The organism is Streptomyces sp. CB01635, assembly GCF_002803065.1.
Classification (GTDB): Bacteria; Actinomycetota; Actinomycetes; order Streptomycetales; family Streptomycetaceae; genus Streptomyces.
On sequence record NZ_NNBL01000030.1, the window covers coordinates 25,443 to 40,425 of the forward strand.

12 protein-coding genes are annotated in these 14,983 nt (G+C 69.8%); 6 read left to right on the plus strand and 6 right to left on the minus strand.

Annotated elements, in window-relative coordinates:
- Positions 1–106: 106 nt before the first annotated feature.
- Positions 107–1,432, minus strand: coding sequence for an ATP-binding protein (locus CG723_RS39295; protein ID WP_234374747.1), 1,326 nt, complete (start codon positions 1,430–1,432; stop codon positions 107–109).
- Between the two features lie 196 nt (positions 1,433–1,628).
- On the opposite strand from CG723_RS39295, the gene CG723_RS48235 reads away from it, so the two are divergent.
- Together CG723_RS48235 and CG723_RS48240 are read left to right on the plus strand one after the other, a co-directional pair.
- Positions 1,629–1,889, plus strand: coding sequence for a hypothetical protein (locus tag CG723_RS48235; RefSeq protein WP_234374748.1), 261 nt, complete (start codon positions 1,629–1,631; stop codon positions 1,887–1,889).
- Positions 1,886–2,155: an integrase core domain-containing protein gene (locus CG723_RS48240; protein ID WP_234374749.1), complete on the plus strand. Its 270-nt coding sequence runs from the start codon at positions 1,886–1,888 to the stop codon at positions 2,153–2,155. Before CG723_RS48235 ends, CG723_RS48240 begins: the two co-directional genes overlap by 4 nt.
- A gap of 167 nt (positions 2,156–2,322) precedes the next feature.
- Here the strand turns inward: CG723_RS48240 and CG723_RS39305 are convergent, their stop codons facing one another.
- Positions 2,323–3,825 (minus strand): MFS transporter, encoded by a 1,503-nt coding sequence (locus CG723_RS39305; protein ID WP_234374750.1) that lies wholly within the window; start codon positions 3,823–3,825, stop codon positions 2,323–2,325.
- Positions 3,826–4,307: 482 nt separating this feature from the next.
- On the opposite strand from CG723_RS39305, the gene CG723_RS39310 reads away from it, so the two are divergent.
- The 4 genes from CG723_RS39310 (at position 4,308) to CG723_RS39325 (ending at position 9,400) form a co-directional block, all read left to right on the plus strand.
- Positions 4,308–6,176 (plus strand): glycoside hydrolase family 2 protein, encoded by a 1,869-nt coding sequence (locus CG723_RS39310; protein WP_100598348.1) that lies wholly within the window; start codon positions 4,308–4,310, stop codon positions 6,174–6,176.
- Entirely contained in the window at positions 6,176–7,486 is a 1,311-nt protein-coding gene (locus CG723_RS39315) for an extracellular solute-binding protein (RefSeq protein ID WP_100598349.1), read from the plus strand. The genes CG723_RS39310 and CG723_RS39315 overlap by 1 nt, the downstream gene beginning before the upstream one ends.
- 73 nt (positions 7,487–7,559) lie before the next feature.
- Positions 7,560–8,471, plus strand: a complete 912-nt coding sequence (locus tag CG723_RS39320) for a carbohydrate ABC transporter permease (RefSeq protein ID WP_100598350.1) — start codon at positions 7,560–7,562, stop codon at positions 8,469–8,471.
- A 2-nt stretch (positions 8,472–8,473) separates the two neighbouring features.
- Complete coding sequence (locus CG723_RS39325) at positions 8,474–9,400, plus strand: carbohydrate ABC transporter permease (protein WP_234374751.1); 927 nt, start codon at positions 8,474–8,476, stop codon at positions 9,398–9,400.
- A gap of 76 nt (positions 9,401–9,476) precedes the next feature.
- Here the strand turns inward: CG723_RS39325 and CG723_RS39330 are convergent, their stop codons facing one another.
- Genes CG723_RS39330 through CG723_RS39345 form a run of 4 tightly spaced genes read right to left on the minus strand, consistent with a single transcriptional unit; the run spans position 9,477 to position 14,979 of the window.
- Complete coding sequence (locus tag CG723_RS39330) at positions 9,477–9,962, minus strand: HIT family protein (protein ID WP_234374752.1); 486 nt, start codon at positions 9,960–9,962, stop codon at positions 9,477–9,479.
- A 5-nt stretch (positions 9,963–9,967) separates the two neighbouring features.
- Positions 9,968–10,303, minus strand: a complete 336-nt coding sequence (locus tag CG723_RS39335; protein ID WP_234374753.1) for a MazG nucleotide pyrophosphohydrolase domain-containing protein — start codon at positions 10,301–10,303, stop codon at positions 9,968–9,970.
- 21 nt (positions 10,304–10,324) lie between these two features.
- Positions 10,325–10,894 carry a DUF7158 domain-containing protein gene (locus CG723_RS39340; protein ID WP_100598353.1) on the minus strand — a complete coding sequence of 190 codons (570 nt, stop codon included), beginning with the start codon at positions 10,892–10,894 and terminating at the stop codon, positions 10,325–10,327.
- Complete coding sequence (locus CG723_RS39345; protein ID WP_100598354.1) at positions 10,891–14,979, minus strand: NEW3 domain-containing protein; 4,089 nt, start codon at positions 14,977–14,979, stop codon at positions 10,891–10,893. The genes CG723_RS39340 and CG723_RS39345 overlap by 4 nt, the downstream gene beginning before the upstream one ends.
- Positions 14,980–14,983 lie beyond the last annotated feature (4 nt).

A 14,983-nucleotide genomic window follows, 5' to 3' on the forward strand; every position in this document is an offset into this window, starting at 1 on the left:
GGTGACCATCGCCCGGGCCCTGCCCGAGGGTGATGAACAGGCGGACTCCGTGCTCAGTGCCGTGCGCGAGGAGTTCCTCATCATGTATGGGGCTGACGTCTCGAGGTCACATGCGCACGTACTGCTCGGTGTCCTCCGCGAAGTCTTTCAGCGCTTGGTCAGTCAGTGTGGGGCGGGTCTGCGCAATAGCCTGGAGGTAGTCCTCCGTGCTGGGCGGTGTGCCTTTCCCGTGAGCGACTTCGCGTTCGAAGGCGGTCTGCGCGCCCTTGCGTGCTGCGAACTCGATGTCGGCCGGTGTGAACATCTCGCTGGCTTCCACCAGGCGTTGCAGGTCGACATCGGCCGCGGCAGGGCGGAGATAGCGCTGCCAGACCGCCGTCCGGGCCACCGGATCCGGAGGGCCGACGGGGATGACGTAGTCGAAGCGGCCCGGCCGTAGGAACGCTGGGTCGAGGGAGCGGACGGAGTTCGTGGCACAGATCAGGAGCCGATCATCGTGGTCGCGGAAGCCGGGTATCAGCTTGAGGAGTTCGTTGGTGACTCCGTGACCGGGGTCGCCGGCCATGCCGGACCGGACGGAGGCGATCTCCTCGACCTCGTCGATGAAGAGGATCACCGTCTCCAGCTCGGCCAAATCGGTGAACGCCTCGCGAAGCGAGGTCGCCAGTCCTCCCTCCCCCGATGATGCGAGCCGGGAGGGGAAGAGCTCCACGAAGGGCCACTCCAGCCGGGAGGCGACCCCTTTGGCAAAACTGGTCTTGCCAGTGCCCGGCGGCCCGAAGAGGATGACCGCCTTCGGCGGCACCACTCCGTACTGCTCGGCGAGCGCGGGCTGGGCCAGCGGCAGCACGATCCGCCGCTCGATCGTCTCCTTCACCCGTTCCATTCCCGCGAGGCTGTCCCACAGTCCCCCAGGCACCATCCTTCCCCCGAGTTCCGCGAGAAGTCCCGCGTCGCTCGCGCCGAGGTGCTCGACCTTCTCGTAGAAGACGAGCCCACCGCGGGACCGATAACCGGAGTGCTCCAAAGCAGCGGATCCGGTCGCCCCCGGTACAAGGAGCGCACCGATCCGGCGGACCCCCTGTGACCGCAGGCGCCGCTCGATCTCGGCGATCAAGGCGCTTCCGATCCCGCGGTTACGCCACCCGACGCCCAGGGCCACCAGGGTGATCCAGCCCCGTTCGCCGTGAGTCTGCGCCACAGCGATGCCCACCAGCTCGTCACCGACCACCGCCACGACGGTCGGCCCGTCGGCCCGGGCCGCGGTCACGACCTCCGATACGGGGAAAACAGCAGGTGCCCCGTCCGCCTGCTGATTCTGGTCCCAGATCTGGATGGCACGGTCCAGATCGTCGTCGCGGAAATCCCGCAATCGCCACGTCGGCATCGTCACCACCTTCGTGAGGAGACCACCGCCACTGCCCCGGGGCATGGCGGTCCTCCCGCCACCGGACCCTTTCCTCCATTCTCCGCGCCGTCGTCACGCAGCCGCACGTCGAACGACCCGCCGATGACGACAGACAGGGCCGGCGCGGCGCCATACTCCCTGCCTGGATCGACGCGGTGCCGACTTCCTGCACTCCCAGGCCGACGCCCTCCTGGCGACGGACTTCCTCGAGACCATCACATTGACCGGGCAGCGCCCGTACGTACTCACCACCACCGAGCACGCCACCCGCCGCGCCCGCATCCCGGGCACCGCCCCGCACTGGACCGCGGCCCGGGTCACCCAGACGATCAAGAACATGGCCAGGCACCTGGAAGACACCCGCACCAAGCCCAAGTTCGTCACCCCGACCGCGACACGAAGCACCCCGCCCTCATCGACGAGGTCCTCGCCGACCCCGGCATCCGAACCGTTCCCACGAGCATCCGGACACCACGCATGAACTCGATCACGGAACGCTGGGCACAGTCCTGCCGCCACGAACTCCTTGACCACGCCCTCACCCGGAACGAAACCCACCTGCGCCACGCCCTGCACGAATACGAGCCGTACTACAACTCGCACCGCGCTCACCAGGCCATGAAACAGGCAGCACCCCTACGCGCCCTCCCCGAACCGATTGCCGATCCAGGCCGGATCGCCCTCCTCGACATACCTCGGCACGACCGCCTCGGCGGAGTGATCCACGAGTACCGACGTACCGCCTGAGATGCACGGATGAGGATTTCGGCAGGTGCAAGGCTTCGGAACGGAGCCGCTGACGGAGTCACAGCCGAATCGCGGCGAGGGTGACCGTGCGGTGGAAGACGCGCGATCGGCGCTGTCTGCTCCAGCCTGAGCCGAGGACCGCTGTCCGGGTCGGAGCCCGACCAGTCTCAGCTTTGGGCGGCATGACAGTGCCCGTGGACGACTTCGGGCGGGCACGGCGCCGCTGTTGTTGCCCCACGGTCGGTACGCCACTCGATCAGCGCGATGCCCAACGCCGCCAAGATGGCGGCGATGCCGACGCCGACAGACGCTGCCACGGCCAGCCGGTAGTCGTCCCCGCTTGAGGCCAGTACCAAGTAGTACGTGCCGGGCAGTGCGGCCGTCCCCACTGCCCCGCCCAGGCGCTGTCCGGTCTGCAGCGCACCGCCGGCGGCGCCCGCCATCCGCACCGGAACATCCCGCAGCGTCATCGTCACATTCGGGGAGATGACGAAGCCACTGCCGATACCGCCCACGAGGAGGGCGGGGACAGCGGCCCAGACGGCGACCGATGGCGGGGCGAACCTGAGCAGCAGCGCCGCTGCGGCGAGCCCGACAACGACGCCGACCAGGCCGAGCACGGTCAGTAGCCTGCCCATCCGCTCCACAAGCCGTCCGGCCACGACGGCCGCTCCCGCGGAGCCCACGGCGAACGGTGTCACGGCCAGTCCGGACTGCAGCGGCGAAAAACCCAGGCCGTTCTGGAAGAACAGCGCGAACACGATCCACACACCGCTGAATCCCATGAAGTAGAGCGTCGCCAGGCCGGCACCGGTCGCATAGCCACGGGTTTCGGCAATCAACCTTGGATGCAGCAGCGGTTCGCCGCCTTGGGCTGCGACTCGGCGCTCCCACCGCCCGAAGCCGACCAGCAGCAGTGCCCCTACCGGGAAGAGCCACCACAGACGGCGCACGCCGCCGGAGTCGGCTTGGACCAACGGCAGCAGGACCGCCAGGACACCGCAACCGATCAGGGCAACGCCCGACAGATCGAGGTGTCCCCTCTTGCCCGGGGCGACGCGGGGCAGCAGCCGGTGGCCGAGTACGAGTGCCACGGCACCCACGGGGACGTTGACGAAGAAGATCCAGCGCCAGCCCTGAGGTCCGGTGGCCAAGGCGAGGATGACGCCTCCGGTGATCGGACCGACCGCACTGGAGATGCCGACAGTGGCGCCGAACAACCCGAAGGCACGAGCACGCTCGGCTCCGGTGAACATCTGTTGGATCAGCGCAGAATTCTGCGGAGCAAGGCAGCCGGCGGCGATTCCTTGCGCCATGCGGGCGATGACGAGCAGGGTGATCGTCGGGGCCGCCCCCGCTGCGACGCTGCACAAGACAAAGGCCGCGAGCGCTCCGAGGAAGATCCGGCGTCGGCCGATCGCATCGCCAAGACGTCCGGCCGGCACCAGCGCAAGCGCGAACGTCAGCGCATACCCGGACACCACCCATTGCACTGCGGCCGGTGAGGCGCCCAGTTCCCTTTGCATCGAGGGCAGCGCGACCGCGACGATCGTCACATCGAGCAGGATCATGAAGCCCGCCACCAGCGTGACCCACAAGGCCCGCCACCGGCTCGGATCTGGCCGGCCTGCTGACTTCGCCGGGCCTGGTGGTCGCCCACTCGATTCCACGGGGCTCCTTTCGACGGAGTCACGACCCAGTGTCCGTGCACACGAGGGCCAGACATCGCGTAATTAAGTACGACTACTCATCCGATCAGAGCTAGGCCCTGCGGTTTTCCGGTCTCAGAGGGAGGAAATCAGCACCAACCAGCACCGGAATCAGGCGTGCTGACTACCAGAGCGCCAAATGCCTGGAGTTACCGCGGTACAGCAGCGGGGCCATCTGCCACTGGCAATCATCACTGGTCGTGACGGCACCCATCGTCACCTGAATATGGGCGTGGTGGCACGACCTTGCGGTCATGGCGGCGTGTCCCGCTCTCCTGAGCTGCAGCGGCGCCGCTCCGACGGCCGTGGAGCGTGCGGCAGCGGGCCATGCAGGCGGGGCCGCTCGGCGAGTTTGTTCAACTACCTGGCCCGCAAGTCTTTTTAACGATGTAAGTCCTGTGCTGTGATGAGCGCCATCGCTGAGGCCGTCCCAGGAGACAACGATGTCAACTCTGTCTGAAGAGCGCCCCCATCCCGATCCCCAGAACGCCGGCGTCCCCCGCCCCGAATACCCTCGCCCCAGCTTCGTCCGCGACGAGTGGCTGAATCTCAACGGCACCTGGCAGTTCGCCTTCGACCCCGGCGACAGCGGCCTGGAGCGCGGGCTCGTCGATGCCGAGCTGCCCGGCACGATCACCGTTCCGTTCTGCCCGGAGTCGGAGCTGTCCGGGATCGGCGACACCGACTTCCACGCCGCCGTCTGGTACCGCCGCACGGTGCGGATCCCCGAGGGCTGGCAGGGCCGGCGCCCCGTGCTGCACTTCGGAGCCGTCGATCACGACGCCACGGTCTGGGTCAACGGCCGCGAAGTGGCCCGACACAGCGGCGGGTTCACCTCCTTCAGCGCCGACCTTGCTGGCGTGGCGCGCGCGGGCGAGGACGCCGTGATCGTCGTACGCGCCAGGGACACCCGGCAGGGACCACAGGCCCGCGGCAAGCAGTCCGACCGGTACGACAACTACACCTGCCTGTACACACGCGCCACCGGCATCTGGCAGACGGTCTGGCTGGAGCCGGTGGCCGACACCCACCTCGGGCGGCCCCGCATCACCCCCGACCTCGCCGCCGGCTGCTTCCACCTCGAACTGCCCCTGTCCGGCAACCGCAAGGGCCATCACATCCGCGCCCGGCTGACCGACGAGCAGGGCACCGTGGCCGAGGGCTCGGTCGCGGCCCACCTCGATCTCGCACCACGCCTGGTCCTCGCCGTCCCCGAGGAGCGGCGCAGGTGCTGGTCGCCCGAGGATCCGCATCTGTACGAGATTCACCTGGAGGTGGTGGACGGCGACGCCGCGGTGGTGGACAGCGCCCGGTGCACCGCGGGCCTGCGGTCGGTCACGATCGAGGGAAAGCAGGTACTGCTCAACGGCCATCCGGTCTTCCAGCGCCTCGTCCTCGACCAGGGCTGGTACCCCGACGGCCTGATGACGGCTCCCAGCGACGCCGCGCTGGTCCGCGACATCAAGCTGTCGCTCGCCGCCGGTTTCAACGGGGCCCGCCTGCACCAGAAGGTCTTCGAGGAGCGCTTCCTCCACCACGCGGACCGCCTGGGCTATCTGGTGTGGGCCGAGTTCGGTGACTGGGGGGCAGGCACCGGGGCATCGAGCGGCGACACCCACCAGCAGACCATCGGCTTCGCCGCCCAGTGGCTGGAGGCGGTCGAGCGGGACCACTCCCACCCCTCGATCATCGGCTGGTGCCCCCTCAACGAGACCCGGCAGGAACTGCACGACCGCCGCACCACGCTCGACGACGCCACCCGCGCCCTGTTCCTCGCCACGAAGGCCGCCGACACCTCACGTCCCGTGCTGGACACCTCCGGCTACTCCCACCGCGTCCCCGAGACGGACATCTACGACTCGCACTGCTACGAACAGGACCCCGACGCCTTCCGGCAGTTGATGGCGGGCCTGGACAAGAACGAGCCGTTTATCAACCCGCAGGACGAGCCGGGCGACACCGAGTGGTCGGTGGCGTACCGCGGACAGCCGTACTTTTGCAGCGAGTTCGGCGGCATCTGGTGGAATCCTGACGAGGCTGCTCCCGACGACGGCAGCCGGAACAGCTCCTGGGGATACGGCGAACGACCCCGCGACGAGGAGGAGTTCCACCAGCGCTTCGCCGGGCTGACCGGCGTGCTCCTCGACGACCCGGACATGTTCGGCTACTGCTACACCCAGCTCACCGACGTGTTCCAGGAGGAGAACGGCATCTACCGGTTCGACCGATCCGTCAAGCTCGACGTGACGCGGGTGCGCGCGGCGCAGCAGCGTCCGGCCGCTTGCGAGTCGGCTGCCGAGAGGATGAAGTAGTGGCCCTCTCCCGGAGGAACCTGCTGCGCGGCGGCCTGTACGGGGCCTCGGCCGCCGCGCTGGCTCCGGCGCTGTCCGCGTGCGGATCGATCGCCGAAGCCTCGTCGTCGGCCGGCGGCATCCAGTACTGGAATCCGTTCACGGGCGGCGACGGCGGCCTGATGAAGACGATGGTGGCGCAGGTCGAGCGGCGTGTGTCGGGCCTGGACGCCCAGAGCATCGTCCTGGAGGGCGGCTCGTCGTACTACACCAAGCTGGCCATGTCGTCGGCCGGCGGCCGCGCCCCGGATCTGGCCATCATGCACATGTCGCGCCTGGCGGGTTACGCGCCGGGCGGGCTGCTCGACCCCTGGGACATGGACACCCTTGCAGAGTTCGGTGTCACGGCCGACCAGCTCAACACGGATGTGTTCCGGCGCGGCCACCACGACGGAGTGCCGTACGCGATCCCGCTCGACACCCACCCGTTCGTGGTGTTCTTCGACCGGGAGGTCATGGCCAAGGCCGACCTCGTCGGCAGCGACGGCCACCTCGTGCCGCTCAAGTCCCCGGAGGGCTACCTGGACGCCGCCGAGCGCCTTCGCGACGTCACCAAGGGCGGGATGGGTCCGGTCTTCGGCCACGTCGGCGACATGGCCCAGAGCTGGCGGATGTTCTGGTCGCTCTACCGGCAGACCGGTGCCGAGTTCGACCTCACCGGCCGGCGGATCAGGATCGACCGGGACACTGCTGTCGAGATCGTGGGCTTCATGCAGAAGCTCACGGCTCCGGACTGCAAGCACATGGACGTCGGCATCGCCGTCGGCTCCTTCTCCAGCCGCTCCGCCCCGATGATCTTCTCCGGTGAGTGGGACGTCCTCGCCTTCAGCCAGATCAAGGGAATCGACCTCGGCGCCGCGCCCTTCCCTCAGCTCTACGACCGCCCCGCCTCCTGGGCGGACAGCCACGCGTTCGTCCTGCCGCATCAGAACGATCCCGATCCGCAGCGGCGGCGCACCACGCACCGGCTGGTGGCGGAGCTGCTGAAGGCCAGCCTCACCTGGGCCGGTGCGGGGCACATCCCGGCCTATCTGCCGGTCGTCGAGTCACGGAAGTACCGCAGCCTCGAACCGCAGGCCGACTACGCCGCGGCGGCGGAGGCGACCGCGCTCGAACCGTCGGCCTGGTTCATGGGAGCGGGCAGCGACGCGCAGGGCCAGATGTGCCAGGCGATGCAGCCGGCGCTCATCGGTACGGGAACGGCCGCGCAGGCCGTCGACGACATGGTCAGCGCGATCAACTTCTCTCTCGGCAAGCCGAACCCGGCCTGATCCCGAACTTGGCCTGATCCCGAACCGGCCCGAACCCGATCCGGCCCGAACCCGCTCAGAGGACAACGATGTCATGAGTGCACCTTCCTTCCGCCCCTTCCGACCCTCCCCTGTCGGCAGGCCCCGGCGGCGCAGCGCCGGCCCGCTCTTCGTCACCCCGTTCATGCTGCTCTTCGTGATCTTCCTGGTGGTGCCGTTCGCCTGGGGTCTGTGGATGAGCTTCACCGACGCCAGCCTCACCGGAAGCGGCGATTCCACGTTCTCCGGTCTGAACAACTACGCCGAGGCCCTGACCGATCCGGTGATGTGGGACACCATGGGCAACACCGTGGTGTTCACCCTGCTGTCGACGGTCCCCCTGGTGATGTTCGCGCTGGGGATGGCACTGCTCGTGCACACCGGACTGCCCGGCCAGTGGCTGTGGCGGCTCGCGTTCTTCACCCCGTACCTGCTGACCAGCGCGGTGGTGTGGCAGGTCGGGCTGATGCTGTTCCAGCCGGACATCGGCATGCTCAACACCGTGCTCAAGGCGGTCGGCCTGGACGGCATCGGTTGGCTCCTTGAGGAGAAGTACGCGATGTGGTCGATGGTGCTGATCACCGTCTGGTGGACCGTCGGCTTCAACTTCCTGCTGTACCTGGCGGCCCTCCAGACCGTCCCCGACCAGCTCTACGAGGCGGCCGCCATCGACGGCGCCGGCGCGTGGCGACGCCTGTGGTCGATCACCCTGCCCCAGCTCCACCGCACCACCGCACTCATCGCGGTCCTGCAGATCCTCGGCTCGCTGAAGGTCTTCGACCAGATCTTCCTGCTGACCAGGGGCGGCCCGAACGGCTCCACCCGCCCCGTCCTGGAGTACATCTTCGAGACCGGCTTCACCGGCTACCGCCTCGGCTACGCCTCGGCTATGTCGTACATCTTCTTCGCCCTGTTGCTCGTTCTCTCCATCGGCCAGCTGAAGTTCTTCTCGCGCAGGGAGGCATGACGATGACCACGGACACCCTCACCCGCCCGCGCACCACACCCTCCGCAGCGCCGGGAACGGTCCGCCGGGCCCGCCGCTCCACCGCACCGCAGCAGGTGCTGGGCTCCGGCCGGGGCGCCAGGGCGGCCGCCGTGACGGCACTGATCCTGATGACGGTGATGTGGCTGGCGCCGATCGCCTGGGCCCTCGCCGTCTCGCTCAAGTCCGAGCCTGACGCGGCCACGGTCGGCGACGGCTGGATACCCGCGAACGGCTTCACTGGCGAGGCCTACCGCAAGATCTTCGCCGCGGGGAAGATCCCGATGTGGGCGCTGAACAGCCTGGTGGTGGCGGTGGCGGTGACCGTGATCACCGTGGCTGTCTCGGCGCTGGCTGCCTACGGCTTCTCCCGTACGCTCTTCCGCGGCCGCAAGCTGCTGTTCGCCGTGACGATCGCCTCGATCATGATTCCGCCGCAGATCATGATCGTCCCGCTGTTCCGCGAGATGGTCGCGTTCAACCTCCTGGACACCTACGCGGGGATGATCCTTCCCCAGGTGGTGGCGGCGCCGATGGTCTACATCCTGAAGAAGTTCTTCGACGGCATCCCGCGTGAACTCGAGGACGCGGCCCGGATCGACGGCGCGAGCAGTATCCGTGTCTTCCTGAGCATTGTGCTGCCGCTGTCGCGGCCGGTGCTCGCAGCCGTGTCGATCTTCGTGTTCATCGGCACGTGGAACAACTTCCTCTGGCCGTACATCAGCACAAGCAAGCAGTCGCTGATGACGCTGCCGGTCGGTCTCGCGACGGTTAAGGACGCCTACGGCCTGCAGTACGCGCAGTTGGCCGCTTCTGCGATGCTGGCGTCGATTCCGCTCGTCGTCGTGTTCATGCTGGCGCAGCGCCAGATCGTGAAGTCCGTCGCCACTACAGGGCTCGGCGGCCAGTAGATGCCGCACCACGCGAACCGCCCGGTCGGACCGGCAGCCTTGCCGGTCCGACCGGGCGGTTTCATGTCCCTGGCTCTCAGCCGATCGCCCGGCGCAGCCTGTCCGCGATGCCGGCGCTCTCCTCCGCGGTGTGTGCGAGCACCCCGTTCTCCGTCATCAGGGCGCGGTACTGCTGCTGCTCGTAGGGCACACCCTGCGGCAGCCCGGCGATGTGCCAGGGCACGTGGCTGTTGCCCTGCGCGCTGCCCAGAGACAGCAGATACGTCCGCTCCGGCGCAAACACCGCCTCCACCGCGAGCGCCACCCTGCGCACCACGAGCATCAGCCTGCCGTACGCCGCCTCGTCCAGATCCCTGACGACGTGCTCGATGTGCGCCTTCGGCGCCACCAGCACCTTGCCCGGCAGGGTCGGGTACTTGTCCAGGTAGGCCACGTGCGCGTCGTCCTCGTAAACCGTCTCGTGCCGGTGCTCCGGGTCCCCCGCGAGGTAGGCGCAGATGTAGCAGGGGCTGGTGCGCGTGCGGGCGACGTACGCGTCGAGGTCCATGGCCTCCCGTTTCATCCGGCTCACCCTTCCTCGGGAAGCCGCGCGCTGATGGCCTGCTCCAGCTCCGTCATCGTGCGGCCGAAGGCGGCCCGCAGATCCACGTCGTGGCGGTGCGCCAGAATCAGTACGGACCACAGGCAGTCGGCCAGTTCGTGCTCGAGTGCCTGCCGCCCGCCGGGCATCTCCCGGGCGCCCTCCTCGGCCATCACCAGCTTGGCAAGGTCACCGACGTCGCCCATGAAGCCGAGCATGAACTCCTCCCGGGTCCACACCCGCCCTCGTTCGTGCAGGTTCACCCGGTCGTACAGATCGTGGATCCGTCGTGCTCGCTGCAGCAGCTCGTCAAGTTCGGCCACAGGCACCTCCTTCATCGGCGGCTAGTGACGATGCGTGGCGTCCGCGTGGCGGGGGTCCGCCGGGTGTTCGTAGCCGGGCATCAGGGTCACCGATTCCGCGTGGCGGCGTTCCAGCCACAGTGTGAAGTGGCGGTCGGCGGCTGCCTGGTGGAGTTCGTGCTCGATGGCGGGGCGCTCCGCTTCGTACGGGCCGGGGTGCAGGTCGCGGTTGCGGGCGTAGTAGTCGCGGACGGCGGGCTCCGGAACGGCGATGTCGGCGGTGACCCGGGCGCGTACCGCGGGGGCCACCGGCAGCGACGTCAGGACTGCCGCCGTCACGCCGCCCATCCTCAGGGCGTCCGTCAGGCGCAACTCGACGTGGGTGTCCGGCGGTTGAGGTGGCAGGTCCAGTGTTGCCGCTTCCTGTTCGACGACTGCCTCGTACGTCATGACCTGGACCACCCAGCGGCGCAGGTTGCGCGCGTCCGCGGTGCCGGGGCGGGGCAGGCGGGGGGCGAGGGGGCCGCTTCGGAGCGCGGCCACCCTGGCCTCCACCTCGGCCTCGGTGAGGGTCCGGTCACCGACGACGGCGGCGACGTGGGTGTGCGTCACGGGGTGACCTCGATCTCGACCGCCTCGGTGTAGTGCAGATGGCCCGCGGCGGCCAGTTTGACGACCGCCCACCAGCGGCCGGGCCGGGTGCCGGCGGGGACGGACACCGGGAAGCTCAGCGTGTACTCACCCCGCGCCGGGACCTCCGCGCCCGTGTTCCACCCCGGGAACAGGTCGAACGTCTGCCAGGGGCTGATGAGCTGGGCCTGGACGTGGACCGGCGTGCGGGCGTCCGATGCCAGGTGGACGTCGAGCGTGCCGGCCTCTCCCGGGGCCAGGCGCAGGGCCGTCGTCCGGAGGGTCGCCACCGGCTCGGCGGGCGGCGCCTCGCCGATCTGGACGCGGGTCACGTCCTCGAAGGTCTGCCCGTCGTACGTCGTGCGCGCTCGCAGCCAGTACGTTCCCGGCTCGGCGGACGGCGGCGGCGTGATGCGCAGCTCGTGGGCGAGGTGGCCGCCCGGTTCGAGGGCGTACGGCACCGTGACCGTATCCGCCGACCAGCCTTCCGGGAGCAGGACCTGGACCTCTCCCCCGATGGACGCCCCGGTGAGACCGGAGGCCACCGTGACCGTGAGGTCGCCGGCTCCGCGCAGCACCTGCGGGTGCAGGTGGACAGCCACCGGAAGGTTGCCGGTCGGCGCCGGTCCGGTGTTGTGCAGCCAGTAGCGGGTGAACACCGGCTGGTCGGGCTCGCGGCCCGGCTCCACCCCGCCACGCCCCTCGGCGAGCGGGGCGACGACCGTCGCGATGTCCATGCCGCCGAGGTCGACGGTGAGTGCGGCGAGGGGTGCCTCCGGGCGCTCCAACAGAGTGGCGCGGCGGGCCCCGGTGAGCGGCAGGTCCGTGACGAGTCGGGCCTGGACCTGCCGTCCGGTCGCCTCGTAAAGGCGCATCGTCAACCCCGGTACGAGGCCCGGCAGTTCACCCTCCGACAGGGGGTTCCCCGTCGGCTTGAGCGCGCTGAGGACGACCTGGCCCGCCGGTTCCACCGCGAGGAACGACCGCGTCTCCGGTTGGCCCGCGCGCTCGCCGCGTACCGCGCGCAGCGGGTGGTTGACGTCGTGGGCGCGCGGGACCACGTTCTGCGCGCGCCAGTCGCCCGGTCCGGCCGTGAGCGTGTAGTCGAAGGAGTGGGTCCAGTGCTGCTGCTGGAACGTGGAGCCGTCCGGGTGCGTGCGCCGCGGCGGGTCGATCCACACGCCGGACGGCCAGCCGGTGCAGGAGCGCATCAGCGACAGGTGCAGGGCGCCGCCGGAGTCCACCGCGAAGCCAGGAACGCCCTGGTTGACGAGGGCGACCGTGTAGTCGTCGAGCGGTGGTTCGGTGAGCGGGCCGCTGTCCGCGACCTCGATCGTCGCGTCGTCCAGGTCAGCGACCAGGTCGTCCACCGCGCCCTCACCGGCCACGACGAGCACCGGCAGCGCGTGTGCGGCGCGCAGGTCTGCGCCCGGCACCCACACCTTCTCCAGCGGGCTGTCGGCCGGGACCCACAGGCGGGCCCGGCCGGTCGCCGCGAGCTGCGCGGCGAACGCGTCGGCGTACTCCCCCGTCAGCACCTCGGCGGTGAACGGGTTTTCGTCCGGGCCACCGATCGCGATGCGTACGTCGGGGAGGTTGGAGTCCACGGCGAGGTCGCCGTAGCGGGCGCCGGGCGCGGCCGAGCAGGTGCTGGTCACGCCCGCCTGCACCAGGGCGACGGCGAGGTCCTTGGCGCCGGCGCCGTCGGGCGTGACGATCTCGGCGATGCCGAGGGCGCGGTCCCCCTCGGCGAGCCGGACGCGTGCGGTGGACGACAGGGCGAACCAGTTGTTCGCCGGGTTGTCGAGGGTCCAGGGATGCTCCGCCGAGTCGACGTCGATCAGGCCGAACCCGCGCCCGATGACGGCGTTCGCGACCTCGCTGACCGGCAGGGCGCCGGGCACCCGGACCGGCCAGCGCAGCCGCAGCAGCCGGTCGGCGCCGTCGAACGCGTCGACGTGCGTGACGCCGTCGAGACGGTCGACGCCGTGCCAGAGGGTGAGGGTCTGCGTGTAGCGCACCGGGCCGACCGTGCCGGTGACCGTGATCCGCTCGCCGAGGGCGCTCGTCTCGGTCCGCACGGATGCGGCGGGCGCGGACGCCGAGCCGGTCACGGTCCCGTTCGGCACCAGGTGCCAGGGGCCCTCGTGGTAGCGGGGGTGCGCCGGGTACTCCTCGTAGACCAGGAGTTCGTTGCCGACGCGGCCGGCCTGGAGCAGTTCGCGGCCTTCGACGGTCAGCCGGGAGACGCAGCCGCCGCGTTGCGGGTCCACTTCGAGGATGTGCGTCGAGTTCGCGATGCGGGTCGCTCCGTCGGACGGCGTCCAGTTCGAAGCCGTACGGGAGGGGCGGAGGCGGAAGGCGCGGTAGCCGAGCGACGGCACGTCTGCGGCGAGGAAGACGACGTCGGCCTCGGCGAGCGAGCCGTCCTCGTGGTGGCTCGCGTGTTCCAGGACGAGGGGGGTGCCGTCCGTCAACTCCCAGCCATGGAAGCCGGTTTCGGGGTGGGTGAGGCGGATGCGGACGAGGTCGGTGCGCGGCCAGGCCGACGGGTTGAACACGGTCACCGTGTCCTCGGCCGCGGGGCCGAGGCGGCGCAGCGAGACATCCAGGACGTCGCGCCCGGTGTCGTAGGCCTCCCGCCAGCTGGTGAGCAGGTCCAGGTAGACCTGGTCGGACTCGGAGCCGGTGATCGCGTCGTGGTGGGCGCCGTACGCGAGCTGCCGCCACGCCTTGTCGATGCGGGCGTGCGGGTAGTCGGCACCCGTCTCGACGGAGGCGAGGGTGGCGAACGTCTCGGCCTCGGTGAGCAGCGACTCGGCGGCGCGCTGCGCCTGCTTGGTGTCGATGAACGACACGTCCTTGCCGGTGTAGACGGGGTTCATGTCCCTGGTCTGCGGCGAGGGTTCGGTCAGCTCGCCGCGTACGGCGGCGAAGAACTCGCTCGGCAGAGCGCACTTCAGGCGCGGCCAGGTGTAGCGAGCGGCGAAGTCCCGGTGGATCTCGGTGACCCAGCGATTGGGCGGGGTGTAGTCGGTGCCGACCGGGAGGAGCAGGTTGCGGGTCGCGGCGACGTTCCTCATCAGCCGGTACAGCTCCAGGACCGCGTCCTCGGCATCGGCGAGACTCGTGGCGGAGTCCATCCACCAGCCGGCGCTGTAGTGCGCCGGCATGTAGTGGGTGAGGACGCCGCGGCCGCTGGGCGAGAGCCACTCGAACTCGGCGGGGAACTGCATCGTGGACGGGTCGCCCCAGCCGTCCTGCTCCCGGTCGCGGTCGGTGAGCATCGGGCCCCACTGGTGGTGCGGGCCACGTGCCCAGGACGACGAGGTGAGCCCGGCGTCGGCGGCGAGGCCGGGGAACTGCGGGTCGTGCCCGAACACGTCCAGCTGCCAGGCGGTCTGCGGGTCGCCGCCCATGACGCCGCGCTGGAAGCCGATGCCGTACACGAGGTTGCGGACGGTCGACTCGGCGGAGGTGAGGTTGGTGTTGGGCTCGTTGTAGGTGCCGCCCATCAGCTCGACGCGGCCTTCCGCGAGCAGCCGGCGCAGCAGGGCGCGGTCCTCGGGGTGGGCGTCCCAGTACGGCTTGAGGTAGTCGACCTCGGCAAGCACGAACTTGTAGTCGGGGTCGCGGCGGGCCGTCCGCAGGTGCAGCCGCATCAGTTCGAAGCCGGTGTACTGCCAGCCGATCCGGAACTGCTGCGCCGTGTCGCCCGCGTCGTCCCAGGTGGTGGTGTACGCCGCCTGGGTGTTCCACCACACCGGGTCGTAGTGGAAGTGCGGCACCATCCACACCGTCCAGCCGGGCTCAGCCACGGTCAGCTCGGCGTGCGCCACCTGATCGCCGGCGGTCACCGTGAGGGGGACCACTGCGCCGGGTGCGGCGTCGCAGCGCACCCCGATCTCCACGGGCCTGCCCGGCTCCCCCGCCGTGGTCTCGCCGTGCGCGCCGGGGCCGGTGACGACGACCGGGGCGGGCTCGTCGAGTGCCACGCGGACGACTTGCAGGGGGTTGTCCGCGGGACCGACGAACAGGTCGGTCGGCTCGACACCGATGATGCGCACCGTG

Excerpts from the sequence above, each read along its gene's own strand:
- CG723_RS39295 (WP_234374747.1), bottom strand. The coding sequence starts at position 1,432 with ATGCCCCGGGGCAGTGGCGGTGGTCTCCTCACGAAGGTGGTGACGATG.
- CG723_RS48240 (WP_234374749.1), top strand. The coding sequence starts at position 1,886 with ATGAACTCGATCACGGAACGCTGGGCACAGTCCTGCCGCCACGAACTC.
- CG723_RS39310 (WP_100598348.1), top strand. The coding sequence starts at position 4,308 with ATGTCAACTCTGTCTGAAGAGCGCCCCCATCCCGATCCCCAGAACGCC.
- CG723_RS39320 (WP_100598350.1), top strand. The coding sequence starts at position 7,560 with ATGAGTGCACCTTCCTTCCGCCCCTTCCGACCCTCCCCTGTCGGCAGG.
- CG723_RS39325 (WP_234374751.1), top strand. The coding sequence starts at position 8,474 with ATGACCACGGACACCCTCACCCGCCCGCGCACCACACCCTCCGCAGCG.
- CG723_RS39330 (WP_234374752.1), bottom strand. The coding sequence starts at position 9,962 with ATGAAACGGGAGGCCATGGACCTCGACGCGTACGTCGCCCGCACGCGC.